At 71.9% G+C, this 18,593-nt stretch carries 18 protein-coding genes and 1 riboswitch; of the genes, 5 read left to right on the top strand and 13 right to left on the bottom strand.

Features of this window, described 5'->3' with window-relative positions:
* Positions 1-70: 70 nt before the first annotated feature.
* From ACIGW2_RS06105 to ACIGW2_RS06070, 8 genes are all read right to left on the bottom strand, one after another.
* A complete protein-coding gene (locus tag ACIGW2_RS06105; protein ID WP_399841395.1) occupies positions 71-1,366 on the bottom strand; it encodes an oligopeptide/dipeptide ABC transporter ATP-binding protein in 1,296 nt (431 codons plus the stop codon).
* Positions 1,363-2,355, bottom strand: a complete 993-nt coding sequence (locus ACIGW2_RS06100) for an ABC transporter ATP-binding protein (protein WP_356068157.1) — start codon at positions 2,353-2,355, stop codon at positions 1,363-1,365. The genes ACIGW2_RS06105 and ACIGW2_RS06100 overlap by 4 nt, the downstream gene beginning before the upstream one ends.
* A 2-nt stretch (positions 2,356-2,357) precedes the next feature.
* Entirely contained in the window at positions 2,358-3,317 is a 960-nt protein-coding gene (locus tag ACIGW2_RS06095) for an ABC transporter permease (protein WP_391652602.1), read from the bottom strand.
* Entirely contained in the window at positions 3,317-4,312 is a 996-nt protein-coding gene (locus ACIGW2_RS06090; protein ID WP_361579641.1) for an ABC transporter permease, read from the bottom strand. The genes ACIGW2_RS06095 and ACIGW2_RS06090 overlap by 1 nt, the downstream gene beginning before the upstream one ends.
* Positions 4,313-4,405: 93 nt before the next feature.
* Entirely contained in the window at positions 4,406-6,076 is a 1,671-nt protein-coding gene (locus ACIGW2_RS06085; RefSeq protein ID WP_391652601.1) for an ABC transporter substrate-binding protein, read from the bottom strand.
* 226 nt (positions 6,077-6,302) lie between these two features.
* Positions 6,303-7,094, bottom strand: a complete 792-nt coding sequence (locus ACIGW2_RS06080) for an enhanced serine sensitivity protein SseB C-terminal domain-containing protein (protein WP_356068149.1) — start codon at positions 7,092-7,094, stop codon at positions 6,303-6,305.
* 76 nt (positions 7,095-7,170) lie between these two features.
* Positions 7,171-7,908 (bottom strand): enhanced serine sensitivity protein SseB, encoded by a 738-nt coding sequence (locus tag ACIGW2_RS06075; RefSeq protein WP_361579637.1) that lies wholly within the window; start codon positions 7,906-7,908, stop codon positions 7,171-7,173.
* A gap of 92 nt (positions 7,909-8,000) precedes the next feature.
* Complete coding sequence (locus tag ACIGW2_RS06070; protein ID WP_361579635.1) at positions 8,001-8,705, bottom strand: AAA family ATPase; 705 nt, start codon at positions 8,703-8,705, stop codon at positions 8,001-8,003.
* A gap of 166 nt (positions 8,706-8,871) precedes the next feature.
* Positions 8,872-8,972, top strand: a riboswitch (glycine riboswitch).
* Positions 8,973-9,144: 172 nt separating this feature from the next.
* On the opposite strand from ACIGW2_RS06070, the gene gcvT reads away from it, so the two are divergent.
* From gcvT to ACIGW2_RS06050, 4 genes are all read left to right on the top strand, one after another.
* Positions 9,145-10,269, top strand: coding sequence for a glycine cleavage system aminomethyltransferase GcvT (gcvT, locus tag ACIGW2_RS06065; protein ID WP_361579633.1), 1,125 nt, complete (start codon positions 9,145-9,147; stop codon positions 10,267-10,269).
* Positions 10,270-10,405: 136 nt separating this feature from the next.
* Entirely contained in the window at positions 10,406-10,783 is a 378-nt protein-coding gene (gene gcvH, locus ACIGW2_RS06060) for a glycine cleavage system protein GcvH (RefSeq protein WP_391652600.1), read from the top strand.
* Positions 10,784-10,807: 24 nt separating this feature from the next.
* The gene (glyA, locus tag ACIGW2_RS06055) at positions 10,808-12,067 is read left to right on the top strand and encodes a serine hydroxymethyltransferase (protein ID WP_356068140.1); all 1,260 of its coding nucleotides are present in this window, start codon (positions 10,808-10,810) and stop codon (positions 12,065-12,067) included.
* Positions 12,068-12,215: 148 nt separating this feature from the next.
* Positions 12,216-13,586 carry an L-serine ammonia-lyase gene (locus tag ACIGW2_RS06050; protein ID WP_391652598.1) on the top strand — a complete coding sequence of 457 codons (1,371 nt, stop codon included), beginning with the start codon at positions 12,216-12,218 and terminating at the stop codon, positions 13,584-13,586.
* Between the two features lie 39 nt (positions 13,587-13,625).
* Here the strand turns inward: ACIGW2_RS06050 and ACIGW2_RS06045 are convergent, their stop codons facing one another.
* Both ACIGW2_RS06045 and ACIGW2_RS06040 read right to left on the bottom strand, forming a co-directional pair.
* On the bottom strand, positions 13,626-14,534 hold the full coding sequence (locus ACIGW2_RS06045) for a CopD family protein (RefSeq protein ID WP_399841389.1): 909 nt from the start codon (positions 14,532-14,534) through the stop codon (positions 13,626-13,628).
* Positions 14,535-14,635: 101 nt separating this feature from the next.
* Positions 14,636-14,851 carry an EF-hand domain-containing protein gene (locus ACIGW2_RS06040; RefSeq protein WP_356068135.1) on the bottom strand — a complete coding sequence of 72 codons (216 nt, stop codon included), beginning with the start codon at positions 14,849-14,851 and terminating at the stop codon, positions 14,636-14,638.
* 74 nt (positions 14,852-14,925) lie between these two features.
* Here ACIGW2_RS06040 and ACIGW2_RS06035 point away from each other — a divergent pair, with 74 nt between their 5' ends.
* Positions 14,926-15,564, top strand: coding sequence for a GNAT family N-acetyltransferase (locus tag ACIGW2_RS06035; RefSeq protein WP_391652596.1), 639 nt, complete (start codon positions 14,926-14,928; stop codon positions 15,562-15,564).
* Between the two features lie 44 nt (positions 15,565-15,608).
* Here the strand turns inward: ACIGW2_RS06035 and ACIGW2_RS06030 are convergent, their stop codons facing one another.
* The 3 genes from ACIGW2_RS06030 to ACIGW2_RS06020 all read right to left on the bottom strand — a co-directional run bounded on the left by ACIGW2_RS06030 (position 15,609) and on the right by ACIGW2_RS06020 (position 18,449).
* Positions 15,609-16,790, bottom strand: a complete 1,182-nt coding sequence (locus tag ACIGW2_RS06030) for a YncE family protein (protein ID WP_391652595.1) — start codon at positions 16,788-16,790, stop codon at positions 15,609-15,611.
* Positions 16,790-17,557, bottom strand: a complete 768-nt coding sequence (locus ACIGW2_RS06025; RefSeq protein ID WP_391652594.1) for a polysaccharide deacetylase family protein — start codon at positions 17,555-17,557, stop codon at positions 16,790-16,792. The genes ACIGW2_RS06030 and ACIGW2_RS06025 overlap by 1 nt, the downstream gene beginning before the upstream one ends.
* 388 nt (positions 17,558-17,945) lie before the next feature.
* Entirely contained in the window at positions 17,946-18,449 is a 504-nt protein-coding gene (locus ACIGW2_RS06020) for an ATP-binding protein (protein ID WP_391652593.1), read from the bottom strand.
* Positions 18,450-18,593: the final 144 nt, after the last annotated feature.

Below are 18,593 nucleotides of genomic sequence, written 5' to 3'. Positions count from 1 at the left end.
GTCCCGGTTCCACCGGGGCCCTCCCGCCTCCCCACGCGCGCGTGGGGAGGCGGGAGGCGGCCGGACCCGGTCAGCCCTCGGCCTTCGGGGCCTCGGCCTTCGCGGCCTCGGGCTTCGCGACCTCCGGCTCGGCGGCCTCGGACGTCGCGGCCTCGGGCTTCGCGACCTCCGGCTCCGTGGCCTCGGGCTCGGCCGCCTCGGACGTCGCAGCCTCGGGCTTCGCGACCTCCGGCTCCGTAGCCTCCGGCTTCGCGTCCGCCGGCTCCGCCGTCGCCTGCGCCGGCACCACGGCCTTCCCGGCCTTCTCGGCCTTCCCGGCCTTCGTGGCCTCGGCGGCCCCGGCCGCCTTCTCCGGCTCGCCCGCCCGCGTGATCGTGCCGTCCTGGATCTCCCGGGCGAAGTGGCAGGCCACCTTGTGGCCGCCGCCGACGTCCGTCAGCTCCGGGCGCTCCGTCGCGCAGCGCGTCTGCTGCGCCCACGGGCAGCGGGTGTGGAAGCGGCAGCCGGCCGGCGGGTTGGCCGGGGACGGGAGGTCGCCGTGGAGCAGGATGCGCTCGCGGCGCTCCTCGACCTCCGGGTCCGGGACCGGCACCGCCGACATCAGGGCGCGGGTGTACGGGTGCATCGGCTCCGCGTACAGCGCGTCGCTCGGCGCCTCCTCGACCAGCGAGCCGAGGTACATCACGCCGATGACGTCCGAGATGTGCCGGACCACCGCCAGGTCGTGGGCGATGACCAGGTAGGTCAGGCCCATCGACTCCTGGAGCTCCTCCAGGAGGTTGATCACCTGGGCCTGGATGGAGACGTCCAGGGCCGAGACGGGCTCGTCGCAGATGATCAGGTCCGGCTCCAGGACGAGCGCCCGCGCGATGCCGATGCGCTGGCGCTGGCCGCCGGAGAACTCGTGCGGGTAGCGGGAGAGCGCGTTGGCGGGCAGGCCCACCTTCGCCAGGATCTCCTTGATCTTCTCCCGGCGCTCCTCCTGGTCCGCGCCGATCCCGTGCGCGGCCATGCCCTCGCTGAGGATCGACTCGATGTTCTGCCGCGGGTTGAGGCTGCCCAGCGGGTCCTGGAAGACCATCTGGAGCCGGCGGCGGAAGGAGCGCAGGTCCTTCTCGGAGAGCTTGGCGACGTCGGTGCCGTCGAGCACGACCGAGCCGTCGGTGATGTCGACCAGGCGGAGCACGGCGCGCCCGAGGGTCGTCTTGCCGCAGCCCGACTCGCCGACCAGGCCGTAGGTCTGGCCCGCCTCCACCGACAGCGAGATGCCGTCGACGGCGTAGACGTGCCCGACCGTGCGGTCGAAGAGGATGCCCTTCTTGACGGGGAAGTGGACCTTCACGCCGTCCAGTTCGAGCAGGCTCATGCCGGGACCTCCGTCGTGGCCAGGACCGGGTTGACGCAGCGGGCGCGGTGGCCGGCCTCGCGGGGTTCGGTCAGTTCGGGCGTGCCGGTGAGGCACTCCATCTCGTACCGGTCGCAGCGCGGGGCGAAGGCGCAGCCCTCGGCCCAGGCGATCTGGTCGTTGATGGACCCGCGGATCGGGTGCAGGGGCTCGCCGCGCGGGGCGTCGAGCCGGGGGATGGAGCCGAGCAGCCCGTGGGTGTACGGGTGCGTGGGGTGGGCGAACAGCTCGCGGCGGCCGGCGGACTCGACGACCTTGCCCGCGTAGAGCACGTTCACCTGGTCGCACAGGCCGGCGACGACCCCCAGGTCGTGGGTGATCATCAGGAGCGCGGTGCCCTCCTGGTCGACCAGTTCCTTGAGGAGTTCGAGGATCTGGGCCTGGATGGTGACGTCGAGCGCTGTGGTCGGCTCGTCGGCGATGAGCAGCCGCGGGGCGCAGGCCACCGCCATGGCGATGAGCGCGCGCTGCCGCATGCCGCCGGAGAGCTGGTGCGGGAACTCCTTGAGGCGCCGGGTGGGGTCGGGGATGCCGACCCGGTCCAGGAGGTGGGCGGCCTCCTTGCGGGCGGCCTCCCCCTTCAGTCCGCGGTGCCGCTGGAGGATCTCGGTGACCTGGAGACCGATGGGGATGACCGGGTTCAGCGAGGACAGCGGGTCCTGGAAGATCATCGCCAGGTCCCGGCCGCGCAGGTCGCGCATCCTGCCGGGGCTGAGGGTCAGCAGGTCGGTGCCGTCGAAGTCGGCGCGCCCGCCGAGGGTGACGCCCTTGGACGGCAGCAGGCCCATCAGGGCGAGCGAGGTCACGGACTTGCCGCAGCCCGACTCGCCGACCAGGCCGACGACCTGGCCCTGGTCGACGTCGAAGGAGACGCCGTTGACCGCCCGGACGTCCTTGCGGCCGCGGCCGCCGAAGGTGACGGTGAGTTCGTCCACGGTGAGCAGTGGCATGACTAACCTCGCAGCTTCGGGTCGAGCGCTTCGCGCATGGCCTCGCCGAGGAGGGTGAAGCCGAGGGCGGTGATGATGATGGCGACCGCCGGATACATCGACATCATGGGCGCGTTGTCGAAGAAGCGCTCCGCCTGGGAGAGCATGACGCCCCACTCGGGGACCGACGGGTCGGGGTTGCCGAGTCCGAGGTACGAGAGGGCGGCGGCCTCGATGATGGCGGTGGCGAGGCTGAGCGTCGCCTGGACGATCACCGGGCTCAGCGAGTTCGGCATGATCTGGGTCAGCACGATGCGCCGCTTGCGGATGCCGAGCGCGCGGGCCGCGAGGACGTAGTCGGTGCCGCCCTGGGCGATCATCGAGCCGCGCAGCAGGCGGGCGAAGACCGGGATCTGCACCACGCCGACGGCGATCATCACGGTGGTGAGCGACTGGCCCATCACGGCGGCGACGGAGACGGCGAGGAGCAGCGAGGGCAGCGCCAGCATGATGTCGGTGACGCGCATGACGGCGTCGTCGATCCGCTGTCCGGTCCGTCCGCCGAGGGTGGCGGCCGCGCCCGACACGGCGCCGACGACGGCGCCGATGACGAGGCCGATGAGCATGGAGACCACGCCGACGAGCAGGGTCTGGCGGGCGCCGACGAGCATGCGGGAGAAGACGTCGCGGCCGAGGTGGTCGAGGCCGAACCAGTTCTCGGCGCGGGCGCCGACGAACTCGCCGCGGTTGGGGAAGACCTCGCCGCGCCAGGCCTGGTCGGTCGGGGCGTGCGGGGCGATCCAGGGGCCGACGATCGCGAGCAGCACGAACGCGGCGATGATCACGGCGCCGATGATCGCGGCCTTGCTGTTGCGCAGCCGGCGCAGCGCCTCGCGCCAGAGGCTGGCGCCGGTCGAGGTCTCGGTCCTCGCCGTGAGCTGGGCGAGCCGGTCGACCTTGGAAGCGGTGTTCGTCAGGCTCATCAGTGCACCCGCACCCTCGGATCGATGACGCTGTACGCGAGGTCCACCAGCATGTTGATCAGCACGTAGATCAAGGCGATGAACATGATGAAGCCGACCAGCACCGGGTAGTCACGGGCGTCGATGGCGGTCCTGATGAAGGAGCCGATGCCGCCGAAGGAGAAGACGGACTCGGTGAGGACGGCGCCGGACAGCAGGCTTCCGGTGAGCAGGCCGACGGTGGTGACGACCGGCAGCAGCGCGTTGCGCAGGATGTGCCGGCCGCGCACGACGCGGCGCTCCAGGCCCTTGGACTCGGCGGTGCGGATGTAGTCCTCGCCGAGCACCTCCAGGACGCTGGCGCGGGTCATCCGGACGATGACGGCGAGCGGGATGGAGGCGAGCGCGATGCCGGGCAGCACCAGGTGCATGAGGGCGTCCCAGGAGGCGTCGAGCTCGCCGGTGAGGATGCCGTCGAGGACGGCGAAGCCGGTCACGCTGGTGGCGTCGATGCCGGTGGACTGGCGGCCGAAGGTGCCGAAGATCCCGCCGAAGGCGCCCTTGAGCAGGTCGGCCAGGAAGAAGACGGGGATGCAGATGCCCACGAGCGAGCCGGAGACGGAGGCCACGTCGAGCCAGCCGCCGCGCTTGCGGGCCGCCAGGTAGCCGAGCGGGATGCCGACGACGGTGGCGATGATCATGGCCGCCACGCTGAGTTCCACGGTGGCCGGGAAGCGCAGCACGAACTCGTCCCAGACCGGCTGTCCGGTCTGCACCGAGGTGCCGAGGTCGAGGTTGAAGAGCCGCTTGAGGAAGCGTCCGTACTGGACGTAGAGCGGCTGGTCGAGTCCCAGCGCGCGGTTGATGCGCGCCACGTCGGCTTCGGTCGCCCGCTCGCCCAGGATCGCTGAGGCGGGTCCGCCGGGCAGTCGGTTCAGCCAGATGAAGAGGAGAACCGACAGGCCGAGCAGGGTGGGTATCAGCTGGAGAAGTCGTCGTACGACGAGTCGCAACACCCCGCGTGCCCCTTTCTTGCGTTGTTCGGGAGTCGGATGCGAAGCCGCCCGGCCACGCTGTTTCCGTGGCCGGGCGGACCGCTGGCGGTGGTGTTACTTGAAGGAGACCTCGGCGAAGTTCTCCTGCGTCAGCGGGGAGACCTTCGGCGGGTTGACGTTCTTGCCGAAGGCGATGGCCGGCGGCGAGGAGGACAGCGGGACGCCCGGGAGGTAGTCCATGATGGCCTCGTTGGCCTTCTTGTACAGGTCCGTGCGCTTGGCCGGGTCGCCCTGGAGGGAGCCCGCCTTCACCGCGGCGAAGACCTTGTCGTCCTTGAAGCCCCACTGCTTGTCGTACCCGGCGAACCAGGTGCCGATGAAGTTGTAGCCGTCGTTGAAGTCACCGGTCCAGCCGAGCATGTGCAGGGCGCAGGAGCCGGCCTCGGTGGCGTCCAGGTAGTCCGGGTTCCACTTCATGGGCTTCGGGGTGACCTTGATGCCGGCCTTCTCCAGGTCGGCCTTGATCAGCTCGAAGATGTCCTGCGGGGCCGGCATGTACGGCCGGGTGACCTCGGTCGGGTAGCAGAACTCGATGCTGAGGTTGCTCTGGCCGGCGGCGGCGAGGAGCTGCTTGGCCTTGTTCGTGTCGAAGGGGTACTTCTTCACGTTCTCGGAGAAGCCGGCGACCGTGTCGGGCATGAACTGGGTCGCGACCTTGCCGCCGGCGGGCAGCTGGGTCTTGACGATGTTCTCGCGGTCGATGGCGTGGGCGATGGCCTGGCGGACCTCGGGCTTCTTGAGCGCCGGGTTCTTCTCCTGGGACATGCCGAGGTAGAGCAGGTTGAAGACGTCACGGGTCGGCACCTTGAAGCCGGCCGCCTCGAGCGTCTTGATGTCGGCGGGCGCGACCAGGTCGTAGCCGTCGATGTCACCGGCCTGCAGCGCCTGACGGCGGCCGCTCTCGGTGTCGATGGTGCGGAAGACCAGGTTCTTGACCTTGGCCTTCTCGCCCCAGTAGTCGTCGAAGCGGGTCAGGGTGACTTCCTTGTTGCCCTTGTTCCACTTCGTGATCTTGTACGGGCCGGTGCCGGCGACCGTGCCGGCCTCCTGGCTGTACTTGGGGTACGTGATGGCGTCGCCCTTGGCGGTCGCCTCCTGCTTCGCGTACTCCTTGAGCGCCTTCGGCGAGTGGATCGCGAGGGCCTGGAGGGAGAAGCCGCCCGGAAGGTTGGCGGAGGGCTCGTGAACCTCGATGACGGCCGTGTTCGGGTCCTTGACGGTGCAGGACTTGTAGTTGGCCTTCGGGGTTTCCTTGTCCTCGTTCTTCGCGAACCCGCCCATGATGGTCTGCCAGTAGTAGGAGACCGCGCTGGACTGGTACGTGCCCTTCCAGTTGAACCAGTAGTCGTAGTTCGCGCAGACCGCGGCGGCGTCGAACTTCTCGCCGTCGTGGAACTTCACGCCCTGACGCAGGTTGAACGTCCAGACCGTGCCGGCGGGGTTGCTGGACCACTTCTCGGCGAGGCCGCCGACCAGCTTGCTGCCGCCGGACTCGTGCTCCAGCAGGGCCTCGAAGGCCTGACGGGTGACGCGGAAGGTCTCGCCGTCGGAGGCGAGGGCCGGGTCGAGGGAGGCCGGGTCACCGGGGGCACCGAACACGAAGGTGTCCTTCGCGCCGTCCTTGTCCCCGTCCTTGCCCCGCTCGCTCGCGCAGCCGGTGGCGATGAGGCCGACCGCGAGGGCCGCCGTCAAAGCCCGGGCTGACCGGGACGTGAATATTCGCATGGGTCCACCCCTGGGTCGCCATGTGTGGTCGGTCTGACCGGCCGAACGCTACTGGCGAGTGACGCGGCAGAGAACAGTCCGCATAGCGGTGATATCAACCTGAGACCCGGACAGTTGGCAAATCGGGCGGTTGCGGGACAGAGCCTCCGCGTCGCCCGCAAGCGGAGCCAAAACCTCAGCTCGGCAAGGGATTTCGCCCGGGTTTCGGCGGGGTGTCCGGGCGGGCTCAGCGCGGCTGCGCGGGCGGGTAGCCGTAGCCCGGCTGGTGAGACGCGGAGCCGCGGCCCGCGGCGTGCGCGTCGCGGTCGTAGAAGGGGCGGGCGTGGGCGTACAGCCACATCGCGACCGGGTCGTACGTGTCGGACATGGCCACCGTGGACACCGGCAGGCCGTCGGGCACGGCGGCGACGGTCTGGTGCATCATCGCCCGCACCGCCTCGACGGAGGCCGGCGAGGAGTCGTACAGGTCGAGGCCGATGGCCAGGTACGGGGAGCCGAGCGCGGGCTGCACCCAGGCGCGGCGCAGCGAGCGGACGGCCGGGGTGCGGTGCGCGTTCTGCGTGAGCAGGGCGTAGAACTGCGGGATCTCCAGGGCCGGTTCGGACAGCCGCAGCGGTCCGGCGGGCATCCGGTCGAGGCCGGTGGCGATGCGGCGCAGGTCGGCCCAGGGGATGCCGACGCCGCCGCCGGGGGCGTGCGGGTTCAGCCAGAGGCCCCAGCGGTCGGGGTAGAGGGCGCGGGCGATCTCCAGGCCGGCGACGAGCTCGTGGCCGCGGGTCCAGCCGGAGGCGGCGAGCTCCTGCGCGGAGGTCACGCAGGGCGCGTAGCCGTAGCCGTCGACCTCCATGTTGCCGTACTGGGCGTCGGGCGAGCCCGGGGTGCCGTGCCACAGCAGCATCCGGACCTCGGAGTCGGCGAGGGCGCGCAGCAGCTGCTCGTAGGCGTCGTGGCGCCCGGGTGCCACCTGGCGCAGCATGTGCTCGACCTGTCCGGTCGCGGCGGTGCCTGACGCGCTCACCGTGGGTCCCGCCCCTCTATGTCGTACGACTCGGCTCGGAGGTTCTTGAATCAGTTCAGCTTAAGGGGGAGGTCCGTCACACGGCGGCGCGCTGGTAGAAGGGGCGCACCTTCTCCAGCATCCAGTCGGCGACGGGGTCCTGGGCGACGTCGAGCAGGATCAGGTTGACCGGCCAGGCGACCTCGACCCGGCCGAGGGCGCGGCCCAGGGCGTCGAGCGGGGCGTTGCGGTCGGCCTCGGGGCCGGTGAGCCGGACGCCGACGAAGAGGGCGGGCTCGGTGCCCTCGACGCTGGCGAGGGCGCGGTGGGCGGTGGCGACCACGCCGGTGGCCTCGAACTCGGCGGAGGCGGCGGCCAGGAAGTCGACCGGGTCGTCCTGCCAGTCGGGCTCGAAGAGCCGCACCCGGCCGCCGGTGGCGGGCCCGTCGAGCGCGGTGCGCCCGACCCGGCACAGCTCGGCGACGGCGGGCGGGGGCAGCGGGACGCCGACGGTGCCGCCGGGGTTCACGGCGATGCCGAGCTGCGGGGGCAGGCCGCGGGCGAAGTCGCGGGCGGGGGCGACGGTGTACGACATGTGGGCGCCGGCGACGGCGAGGAACTCCTGCTCGGAGCTGAAGACGGGCACGTAGGCGGCGCCGTCGATCTCCATGGTGGGCAGGTCGAGGTCCCGGCTGTCGGGGCCGCCGCCGTTGGGCAGCGGCACCCAGACGGGGCTGCGGCCGAGCACCTCGACCAGGCGGCCGCCGGCGGAGGGGTTGCCGAGGGAGGCGGCCAGTACTTCCTCGAGCTCATTGCCCGGCCACGTCACGTCCACGGTTCTCGTCGTCCCCTTCCCCGGCACACGGTCGGATCAGAACCCTAATGGCGCCGTCGGCCCCGTGTGACCGGAAAGGGGTGCGGAGTGCGTCACGAAGGGTCCCGGAAGGAGATCCTCCGCAGGGCGTCGGCGGCGTCCCGGTCGAGCAGGGTGACCGAGGCGCAGCCGGGCGGCAGGGTGCCGGCCTCGGCGGTGCGGACCAGCCGGGCGACGGCGCGGCGGTGCCGGGCGAAGGCGTACGGGGACACGCCGCGGCCCCGGTCGCGCTGGCCGGCCCGGGCGGTCGCCGGGTCCACGTCGAGCAGGATCAGGTGCATCGCGGCGCCCCGGCGGCGGGCGGCGCGGCCCAGCCAGCCGCGCACCCAGGACTGGGTGCCGCAGTCGTGCACGACGAGGCCGGCGCCGGTGCGCAGGGCGCGGCGCAGGCCCGCGTAGTGGGCGAGGCGGGCGAGCGGGCGGTAGAGCGCGTAGGGCAGGAAGCGGGGCAGCCGGGCCTCCCAGCGCTCCCGGGTGTCCTGGGAGTCGACGGCGCGGCCCTCGGCGGCGCGGGCCATCAGGGTGGACTTGCCGGCGCCGGGCAGCCCGGAGACGACCACGACGTCTCCGGCGGCGTAGGTGAGCGCGCGGGGACTGCGGCCGTCCCGCTCGCGCAGGTCGCGCAGCAGCCGCGCGCGGCGCCGGGTGCGGGCCCGCTCGCGGGTGCGGGCCCGGGCGACCGCCCGCTGGGCCGGTATGCCGGCCTCCGCCGCCGTGGCCGAGGCCGTGGCGGGGACTCCGGTGCGCTGGATCGTCATCGCTTCTCCCCCTGTCGGGTCTCCCCCTGACGGGACTGCGGGACCCCTGCCCACAAAGTGTAAAGAGACGGTAATGAGGCACAAGCGATTTGCCGCGCGGATCGGGCGTGCAATGATGAGCGCGCCACGCGCTCGCCCGAGCGCGCACAACCGCATACCGGCCGCTCGAATCCGCGCGGGAGAGTCCCGGGGCACCTCGTGTCACCCGGGCGCCGAAGGAGCAAGCACCTCCCTTGAATCTCTCAGGCCCCGTACCGCGTGGATGAGGCAGATCTGAAAAGCGGGTCGCCCTGGCGCGTCCCCACCCAAGGTGCAAGCCGAAGCTCTCGGTGACGAGATGCCCTCGGTGAACCTCTCAGGTTCCATGACAGATGGGGAGGATCCGTCCTCACCGTCATGCACGTCGTGCCCCGCACGCCTGGGACCCGGGAGCCACCCCATGAGCACTGCCCCCCGTCTGACCGCCCTCGATGCCCTGCATCGTTCGCTGGGCGCGACCATGACCGACTTCGCCGGCTGGGACATGCCGCTGCGCTACGGCAGCGAGCGCGACGAGCACAACGCCGTGCGGACCCGGGCCGGTCTCTTCGACCTCTCCCACATGGGCGAGATCACCGTCACCGGCCCGCAGGCCGTGGACCTCCTGGACTACGCCCTGGTCGGCAACATCTCGACCGTGGGCAACGGGCGCGCCCGCTACACGATGATCTGCCAGGAGGACGGCGGCATCCTGGACGACCTGATCGTCTACCGCCTCGGCGAGACGGAGTACATGGTCGTCGCCAACGCCTCCAACGCCCAGGTCGTGCTCGACGCGCTGACCGAGCGCGCGGCCGGCTTCGACGCCGAGGTCCGCGACGACCGCGACGCGTACGCCCTGATCGCCGTCCAGGGCCCGGAGTCCCCCGGCATCCTCAAGCAGCTCACCGACGCCGACCTGGACGGCCTGAAGTACTACGCGGGCCTGCCGGGCACCGTGGCCGGCGTGGACGCGCTGATCGCCCGGACCGGCTACACCGGCGAGGACGGCTTCGAGCTGTTCCTGAAGCCGGCCGACGCCGAGGGCGTGTGGCAGGCGCTGACCGAGGCCGGCAAGGACGCCGGCCTGATCCCCTGCGGCCTGTCCTGCCGCGACACGCTGCGCCTGGAGGCGGGCATGCCGCTGTACGGGCACGAGCTGACCACCGCGCTCACCCCCTTCGACGCCGGTCTCGGCCGGGTCGTGAAGTTCGAGAAGACGACGAACGAGGGCCGCTTCGTGGGCCGCGAGGCGCTGGAGAAGGCCGCCGAGCGCGCCGAGAGCGCCCCGCCGCGCAAGCTGGTCGGCCTGGTCGCCGAGGGCCGCCGGGTGCCGCGCGCCGGCATGTCCGTGGTCGCGAACGGCGAGGTGATCGGCGAGGTCACCTCCGGCGCCCCGTCCCCGACCCTCGGCAAGCCGATCGCCATGGCGTACGTGGACGCGGCCTTCGCCGCGCCGGGCACCGAGGGCGTCGGCGTCGACATCCGGGGCACCCACGAGCCGTACGCGGTCGTGGCGCTGCCGTTCTACAAGCGCCAGAAGTGACCATGGGGGCGTCGGCCCCGCCGGCGCCCGGCGTGACCCCCGCGGTGCGCCCGACGTGACGCATTCGTCTCAGGACACGTCTCACCCCGCAAGACCCCCGTACATCCGCACTCCCCGCATCCAGGAGAATCAGGTCATGAGCAACCCCCAGCAGCTTCGCTACAGCAAGGAGCACGAGTGGCTGTCGGCCGTCGAGGACGGCGTCGCCACGGTCGGCATCACCGAGCACGCGGCCAACGCCCTGGGCGACGTCGTCTTCGTGCAGCTCCCGGAGGTCGGTGACACCGTCACCGCCGGCGAGTCCTGTGGTGAGCTGGAGTCGACCAAGTCCGTCAGCGACCTGTACGCCCCGGTGACCGGCGAGGTCGTCGCGGCCAACCAGGACGTCGTGGACGACCCGTCGCTGGTGAACTCCGCCCCGTTCGAGGGTGGCTGGCTGTTCAAGGTGCGCATCGAGGGCGAGCCGGACGACCTGCTCTCCGCCGACGAGTACACCGCCTTCACCGCCGGCTAACCGAGACCCCCTAGGGATCGATTCATGTCGCTTCTGAACACCCCTCTCCACGAGCTGGACCCGGACGTCGCCGCCGCCGTCGACGCCGAGCTCCGCCGCCAGCAGTCCACCCTCGAGATGATCGCCTCGGAGAACTTCGCTCCGGTCGCGGTCATGGAGGCCCAGGGCTCGGTCCTCACCAACAAGTACGCCGAGGGCTACCCGGGCCGCCGCTACTACGGCGGCTGCGAGCACGTCGACGTGGCCGAGCAGATCGCGATCGACCGGATCAAGGACCTGTTCGGCGCCGAGTACGCCAACGTGCAGCCGCACTCCGGCGCCTCCGCCAACCAGGCCGCGCTGTTCGCGATCGCCCAGCCCGGCGACACGATCCTCGGCCTCGACCTGGCGCACGGCGGCCACCTCACGCACGGCATGCGCCTGAACTTCTCGGGCAAGCAGTTCAACGTGGTCGCGTACCACGTGGACGAGAACGGCCTGGTCGACATGGCCGAGGTCGAGCGCCTCGCCAAGGAGCACCGCCCGAAGGTGATCATCGCCGGCTGGTCGGCGTACCCGCGCCAGCTGGACTTCGCGGAGTTCCGCCGGATCGCCGACGAGGTCGAGGCCTACCTGTGGGTCGACATGGCCCACTTCGCGGGCCTGGTCGCGGCCGGTCTGCACCCGAACCCGGTCGAGTACGCGGACGTGGTGACCTCCACCACGCACAAGACGCTCGGCGGCCCGCGCGGCGGCATCATCCTGGCGAAGAAGGAGTTCGCGAAGAAGCTGAACTCCTCGGTCTTCCCCGGCTTCCAGGGCGGCCCGCTGGAGCACGTGATCGCGGCCAAGGCCGTCTCCTTCAAGGTCGCGGCCTCGGAGGAGTTCAAGGAGCGCCAGGAGCGCACCCTGGAGGGCGCCCGGATCATCGCCGAGCGCCTGGTCCAGGACGACGTCAAGGAGCACGGCGTGTCCGTGCTGTCCGGCGGCACCGACGTGCACCTGCTCCTGGTGGACCTGCGCGACAGCGAGCTGGACGGCCAGCAGGCCGAGGACCGGCTGCACGAGGTGGGCATCACGGTCAACCGGAACGCCGTTCCGAACGACCCGCGCCCGCCGATGGTCACCTCCGGCCTGCGCATCGGCACGCCGGCCCTCGCCACCCGCGGCTTCACGGCCGAGGACTTCCGCGAGGTCGCCGACGTGATCGCCGAGACCCTCAAGCCCGGCTTCGACGCCGAGGCGCTGAAGGCCCGGGTGACGGCGCTGGCCGACAAGCACCCGCTGTACCCCGGCCTGAAGTAGTTTCGTACGATTTAGTTCCGGTCTCGTTCGTACGACATCCCCGGGGCACCGCGCACACTGGACAGTGGGCGCGGTGCCCCGCCCCGTGTTCAGCCTTTCTGCTCCACCCCGGCAGACAACGGCGTCCAGCCCCCACAAGGAGTCCCCTGTGGCCATCTCGGTCTTCGACCTGTTCTCGATCGGCATCGGTCCGTCGAGCTCCCACACGGTGGGCCCGATGCGCGCCGCCCGGATGTTCGCCCGCCGGCTGAAGAACGAGGGGCTGCTCGCCCACACCGCCTCGATACGGGCCGAGCTCTACGGCTCGCTCGGCGCGACCGGCCACGGCCACGGCACCCCGAAGGCGGTGCTGCTCGGTCTGGAGGGCCACTCCCCGCGCACGGTGGACGTGGAGACCGCCGACGACGAGTTCGAGCGCATCAAGCAGAGCGGCCGGATCAACCTGCTCGGCGCCCACGAGATCCCGTTCTCGTTCGACGACGACCTGATCCTGCACCGCCGCAAGGCCCTGCCCTACCACGCCAACGGCATGACGGTCTTCGCGTACGACGCCGAGGGCGCCCTGGTCCTGGAGAAGACCTACTACTCGGTCGGCGGCGGCTTCGTCGTCGACGAGGACGCGGTGGCCGGCGAGAACCCGATCATCCCGGACGACACCGTCCTGAAGTACCCCTTCCGCACCGGCGACGAGCTGCTCCGCCTCACCAAGGACACGGGCCTGTCGATCTCCTCCCTGATGCTGGAGAACGAGAAGGCCTGGCGCACCGAGGAGGAGATCCGCTCCGGGCTCCTCGACATCTGGCGGGTCATGCAGGCCTGCGTCTCGCGCGGCATGTCCCGCGAGGGCATCCTGCCGGGCGGCCTGAAGGTCCGCCGCCGGGCCGCCACCTCCGCCCGCAAGCTGCGCTCCGAGGGCGACCCGGCCGCGCACGCGATGGAGTGGATCACCCTCTACGCGATGGCCGTGAACGAGGAGAACGCGGCCGGCGGCCGGGTGGTCACCGCCCCGACGAACGGTGCCGCGGGCATCATCCCGGCGGTCCTGCACTACTACATGAACTTCGTCCCGGGCGCGGACGAGGACGGCGTGGTCCGCTTCCTCCTCGCGGCCGGCGCCATCGGCATGCTCTTCAAGGAGAACGCCTCGATCTCCGGCGCCGAGGTCGGCTGCCAGGGCGAGGTCGGCTCCGCCTGCTCCATGGCCGCCGGCGCCCTCGCCGAGGTCCTCGGCGGCTCCCCCGAGCAGGTGGAGAACGCGGCCGAGATCGGCATGGAGCACAACCTGGGCCTCACCTGCGACCCGGTCGGCGGCCTGGTCCAGATCCCGTGCATCGAGCGCAACGGCATGGCGGCGGTCAAGGCCGTCACGGCGGCGAAGATGTCGATGCGCGGCGACGGCAGCCACCTGGTCTCCCTCGACAAGGTCATCAAGACCATGAAGGAGACCGGCGCGGACATGTCCGTCAAGTACAAGGAGACGGCCCGCGGCGGTCTCGCCGTCAACATCATCGAGTGCTGAGCACCCGCGGCCGCTGAGCCGGGCCGCGGTCCCGGCCCGTCAGGGCAGCAGCCAGTGCGGGTCCGGGACCACGGTGAGCAGCGCCGAGACCAGCACCACGAGGCCGAGGACCGCCAGCTCGACCCGGGCCGGCGGCTCCGGGTCGGCGGCGTGCAGCATGCGGTGGCGGGCGGTCAGCGCGAGCAGGGCGGTCAGCCCGAACAGCGCCAGCTTCACCAGCAGGACCCTGCCGTACGCGGTGGTGAACACCCCGTCCAGGGGCAGCCGGCGCAGCGTGGAGCAGGTGCCGGTGACGGCGAGCGCGGCGAAGACCACGGCGGCCATCCGGGCGTAGCGCATCAGCACGTCCCGGCCCCAGCCGCGCAGCCGCATGGTGCGCAGCACGTAGAGCAGGCTGCCGCACCACAGCGAGGCGGCGGTCAGATGGACCACGGTGAGGGTGACGCCGATCGCCGGGGTGTACGCCTCGGGGTGGGCGCGCATCGCCTCGGCGCCGACGGCGACCGCGAGCGGCGCGACGGCGAGGGCGGGGCGCCGGGTGGCGGCGCACAGCGCGGCGAGCCCCAGCGCGTTGGCGGTGACCAGCAGGAGCCGGCCCTCACGGAGCCCGGAGGCGGTGCCGAGGCCCAGGCCGCTGAGCCAGGCGAGCAGGACGAGCAGGCCGGCGGAGGCGGCGCAGCCGGTCGTGGCGGCCGGGACGGACCAGCGGCGCGGCAGCGGGCCCTCACCGGCCAGCCGGGCGCCGGCGAGCTCGCCGATCTGGACGGCGAGCGCCACGAGGACGAGGAGCCGCAGCAGCGTGATCGCGCCGGCGGCGGGGATCTCCAGCTCGCCGGTGCCGGTCTGGGCCAGCGAGACGCCGAGCAGGGCGACGGTGAGGACGGCGAGTAACGCGAGGACGGCCGCCGTCCGTCGGATCGGGGTGCCGAGGGGTCCGGGGAGGCTCACCGGACGATCGTCACCGGGGGCCGGACGGGCGGCAACTCGCGTACGTACGCATGGTCGTACGGAGCCGCCCGCCCGCGCCCCGGGACGGGTCAGGCCCTGGCTCAGGCCTTGCTGAGGTGGGACCAGAACTCGTCCCAGGAGAGCTTGCCGTCGCCGTTGGCGTCGCGCTGCTTGATGAGCGCCTCGGCGACCGTCTCGGTCACGTGGAAGTCGCCCATCTCGGCCATGACGTGCTTGTACTCGGCGGCCGTGATGAAGCCGTCCCCGTCCACGTCGAACTTGTTGAATGCCGTGCGCGCCGACTCGATGTCCGCCACTGTTTCCGCCCCTTCATGGTGCTCGATTGTCGGGGGTCAGATTAGCGGGCGCGCGCGTGACGGATGATGGCGGTATGAGCAGCGAGGTGGCACGGATACTGGCGGCGGCGGCGCGCGGGGAGTTCCCCCCGCCGGACGGTTCGACGACGATCGTCCCGCAGCCGAGCGGGCGGGACGCCGGGGTGCTGTCCTTCACGGCGCACTCGGTGGTGTTCCTGGACGAGGACCCGGACTGGATCCGGGCGGAGCTCGCCCGGGCCTCGACGGACCCGCTGGTGGCGAGCATGACCCCGGGCTTCCTGACGGCGCTCACCGCCCGCTCGGGCCGCTCCATGAACACGATCGACCTGCTGACGGTCGCGGACGCGCTGCCCGGCGCCCCGGAGCTGCCGCTCCGGGAGATCCACGACCAGGACCACCCGCGGGTGGCCAGGGCCCTGAAGTACCGCGACGAGGTGCGGGTGTGGGCCACCGAGGGCGGGCTGCTGACCCTGGGCCGGGGCGTGGCGGGCCGGACGGAGGTGGCGATCGAGGTCGACGAGGACGCCCGCCACCGGGGCCTGGGCCGCGCCCTGGCCACGGCGGCCCGCCACCTCACCCCGGACCCGGTGGTCTGGTCCCAGCAGTCCCCCGGCAACGCCCGCAGCGTCCGCGTCTTCCAGGCGGCCGGCTACCGCCCGGTCGGCTCGGAGGCGCTGCTGACGGCCGGCTGAGCCACCTGGGACCACCCGGGCGGAGGTGAACCGAGCCTCCCCCACTAACGGAAGATGCCCGTGTGGCCCAGGGAGTAGCGGCCGGGCTGGGGGTAGACCGCGAGGCCGTGCGGGCCGCTGCCGACCGGGATGCGGGCGAGCTGGCGGCCGGTGGCGGTGTCGATCGCGTAGACCTCGGAGTCGTAGCGGCCGGAGAGCCACAGCACCTTGCCGTCGGCGGAGACCCCGCCCATGTCGGGGGATCCGCCGTCGGGGAGCTTCCACTTCTTGGTGAGGGCGTTCTTGGTGAAGTCGAAGACCGAGACCGTGCCCTCGCCGCGGTTGGAGACGTACATCTCCCGGGAGTCGCGGGAGACGTAGAGGCCGTGGCAGCCCTTGCCGGTGGGCAGCAGGGTGGGGGTGGTGAACTTCTCGCCGTCGAGCACCCACATGCCGTGGGCCATCATGTCGGCGATGTAGAAGGTCCTGCCGTCCGGGGAGATCTTGACGTCCTGTGGCATGGCGCCCTGGAAGGGCAGTTTCTGCTGGCCGACGACCTCCATCCGCTCGGTGTCGACCTTGAGGAGTTCGCCGGAGAACTCGCAGGAGACGACGAAGTAGCGCCCGTCGGCCGAGAAGTCGGCGTGGTTGACGCCGTAACAGCTGACCGGGACGGTCTTCCTGCGCTCCATGGTGTGCGGGTCGCGGAAGACCAACTCGCGGTCGAGCGAGGCCATGACGACGGCGTACCGCCCGTTCGGGGTGAAGTAGAGGTTGTACGGGTCGTGCACCTCGACCGGCTTGCCCGCGACGCCGGTGGCCGGGTCGATCGGGGTGAGGGTGTGGCCGCGGTTGTTGTTGACCCAGAGGGTCTTGAGGTCCCAGGACGGGACGACGTGCTGGGGCTGGGTGCCGACGGGGATGGTCTCGACGACCTTGTAGGTGGCGGGGTCGATGACGGAGACCGTGTTGGAGTTGGTGTTGGGGACGTAGACCCGGGACGGGAAGCCCTTGACGACCGGGGAGAGCGCGTTCGGCCGGTCGGCGGCGTAGACGTCGTCGGGGCGGAGCGGCGGCGGCATGCCGGGCAGCCCGGCGGGCGCGGCGGCCGGCTTGGGCGCGGCGGCCTTGGTGGGGGTGGCGCTGGGGTGCGGGGGCGCGGGGCGGGGGCCGCCGCAGGCGGCGAGGCCGAGCAGCAGGGCGGTGGCGGCGAGGACGGCCTTGGTGCGGCGCGGGGGGTTCGGCATCAGCTCAGCAGCTCCGTGGTGGTGACCGCCTTCAGGCCGCGGCGGTCGAGGTCGGCGAGGAGGAGGGGCAGCGCGGCGACGGTGTCCGGGTAGCCGAAGTGGAGGCTGACCACCGAGCCGGCGCTGATCCGCCCGGTGGCGTGGGCGACGACGGCCGCGGGCCCGGGCGAGGTGAAGTCGAGGGAGTCGACGTCGTACGAGAGGGCGTGCGGGTAGCCGGCCCGGCGGGCGGCGCGCAGCACGGTCGCGGTGGCGTGCGGGGTGCGGGAGGGCCGGAACCAGCTGCCGACGGAGCCGGTGAGGCGGCGCAGCCGGCCGGCGCAGGCGTCGATCTCGGCGAAGGCCTCGTCCTCGGTCATGGCGCTGATGTCGAGGTGGCGCTGGGTGTGGTTGCCGAGGTCGTGGCCGCCGTCGAGGATCCGCCGGGCCATCTCGGGGTGCTGGTCGAGCCAGCTGCCGACGGCGAGGACGGTGATCCGGGCGCCGGCCCGTTCGGCGCCGTCGAGGATCGCGCGGGCGAGGGCGGGGTCGCCCTGGCCGTGGAAGGTGAGGGCGACCCGGGGGTGCGTGCGCGGTCCATGGGTGATCTCGGCGGGCCGGCCGGGCCAGCGGCGGGGCGCGGGCGCGGCGGCGGGGGCCGCGGGGGCAGCGCGTTCGGGCGGCGGGGCGGCGGGGCGGGGCTCGGTGCCGCAGGCGGTGGCGAGGGCTCCCGCGAGGGCGGTGGCCGCGCCCGCCCGGAGGGCACCGCGGCGGTCGGTCGGCATCACGGGACCATTTAAGGAGCCCTGGGACCGAAAGGTGACGATTGAGCCGTTTCAGGACGTTTGCGGGTCGCCATCAGCCGTCCATCATGCGGACACACCGAGGAAACACTCGATGAACGCCATACCTATTCACGCTTTGCAAGGTCAGTGCTGTACGTCACCAATGATTCATAGATGAATAGTCCCGCTTTGCCCGAATCTGCCCCAGTAGGGACTTTTGGCGTAGCGGTCCCCCGTCTGCCATAGTCGATGACACGACCCCCATTGACCCGGGCCAGGTCGTCGAAGCGGCCGCGGATACACCCCCCTATTCCGCGGCGCACCACACGAGAGCCCCCCAGGCGCCGTACCCCGGCGGACGGGGGCTTTCGTGCATCCGGGAAGAAGCGGCCTAGCGGTCGCTGACCCGCATCTCGAACCAGGTGGTCTTGCCGCGCGGGGCGAGGTCGACGCCCCAGCGGTCGGAGAGCTTGTCGACGAGGAAGAGGCCCCGCCCGCTGACGTCCAGTTCGTGCACCGGCATCAGACAGGGCAGCCCGCGCGAGGGGTCGCGCACCTCGACCCGGATCCAGCCGCGGCGGCGCTGCAGGCGCAGCGCGAAGACCCGGGCGCCGGTGTGCCGGACGGCGTTGCCGACGAGTTCGGAGACGAGCAGCACCGCGTGCTCGGCGATCTGCGGGGAGAGCCCCCAGTGGCGCAGTATCACCCACTGCGTGAGCCGGCGGGCGACCGCCGCGGACTCCGGCCGGGACGGCAGCCGGGCGTCCTCCTCGGCCGGATTCCCGTACCAGCGCAGCGCTTCCGCGGCCTGTTCGTCCTCGGCGCCCGGTGCCCACCGGGCGGCGGTCGCGCCGCCGCGCTGCCGCGGTTGATCCGTACCCTCCAGGCCCGCCATGTCCCCCATCATGGCCGCACGGAGCCCCGGCGCGGGGCCGTTCCGGGGGATTCGCCCCCTCGGAATCGACAATTCCGCGAGACTGACTCCGGCATATGCCAAAGTCAGTCCGTACGCGGTCGGGATCGGCCGGAACCGGACACC

The sequence above is a fragment of the Streptomyces sp. NPDC053541 genome, from assembly GCF_044544705.1.
In the GTDB taxonomy this organism is placed as follows: Bacteria; Actinomycetota; Actinomycetes; order Streptomycetales; family Streptomycetaceae; genus Streptomyces.
This window is presented reverse-complemented; position numbering and strand designations above follow the sequence as displayed.

What these genes read in the sequence shown, in the direction of transcription:
- ACIGW2_RS06105 (WP_399841395.1), bottom strand. Translation starts at nt 1,366, where the DNA reads ATGAGCCTGCTCGAACTGGACGGCGTGAAGGTCCACTTCCCCGTCAAG.
- ACIGW2_RS06100 (WP_356068157.1), bottom strand. Translation starts at nt 2,355, where the DNA reads ATGCCACTGCTCACCGTGGACGAACTCACCGTCACCTTCGGCGGCCGC.
- ACIGW2_RS06095 (WP_391652602.1), bottom strand. Translation starts at nt 3,317, where the DNA reads ATGAGCCTGACGAACACCGCTTCCAAGGTCGACCGGCTCGCCCAGCTC.
- ACIGW2_RS06085 (WP_391652601.1), bottom strand. Translation starts at nt 6,076, where the DNA reads ATGCGAATATTCACGTCCCGGTCAGCCCGGGCTTTGACGGCGGCCCTC.
- ACIGW2_RS06070 (WP_361579635.1), bottom strand. Translation starts at nt 8,705, where the DNA reads ATGACGATCCAGCGCACCGGAGTCCCCGCCACGGCCTCGGCCACGGCG.
- gcvT (WP_361579633.1), top strand. Translation starts at nt 9,145, where the DNA reads ATGAGCACTGCCCCCCGTCTGACCGCCCTCGATGCCCTGCATCGTTCG.
- gcvH (WP_391652600.1), top strand. Translation starts at nt 10,406, where the DNA reads ATGAGCAACCCCCAGCAGCTTCGCTACAGCAAGGAGCACGAGTGGCTG.
- glyA (WP_356068140.1), top strand. Translation starts at nt 10,808, where the DNA reads ATGTCGCTTCTGAACACCCCTCTCCACGAGCTGGACCCGGACGTCGCC.
- ACIGW2_RS06035 (WP_391652596.1), top strand. Translation starts at nt 14,926, where the DNA reads ATGAGCAGCGAGGTGGCACGGATACTGGCGGCGGCGGCGCGCGGGGAG.
- ACIGW2_RS06030 (WP_391652595.1), bottom strand. Translation starts at nt 16,790, where the DNA reads ATGCCGAACCCCCCGCGCCGCACCAAGGCCGTCCTCGCCGCCACCGCC.
- ACIGW2_RS06020 (WP_391652593.1), bottom strand. Translation starts at nt 18,449, where the DNA reads ATGGCGGGCCTGGAGGGTACGGATCAACCGCGGCAGCGCGGCGGCGCG.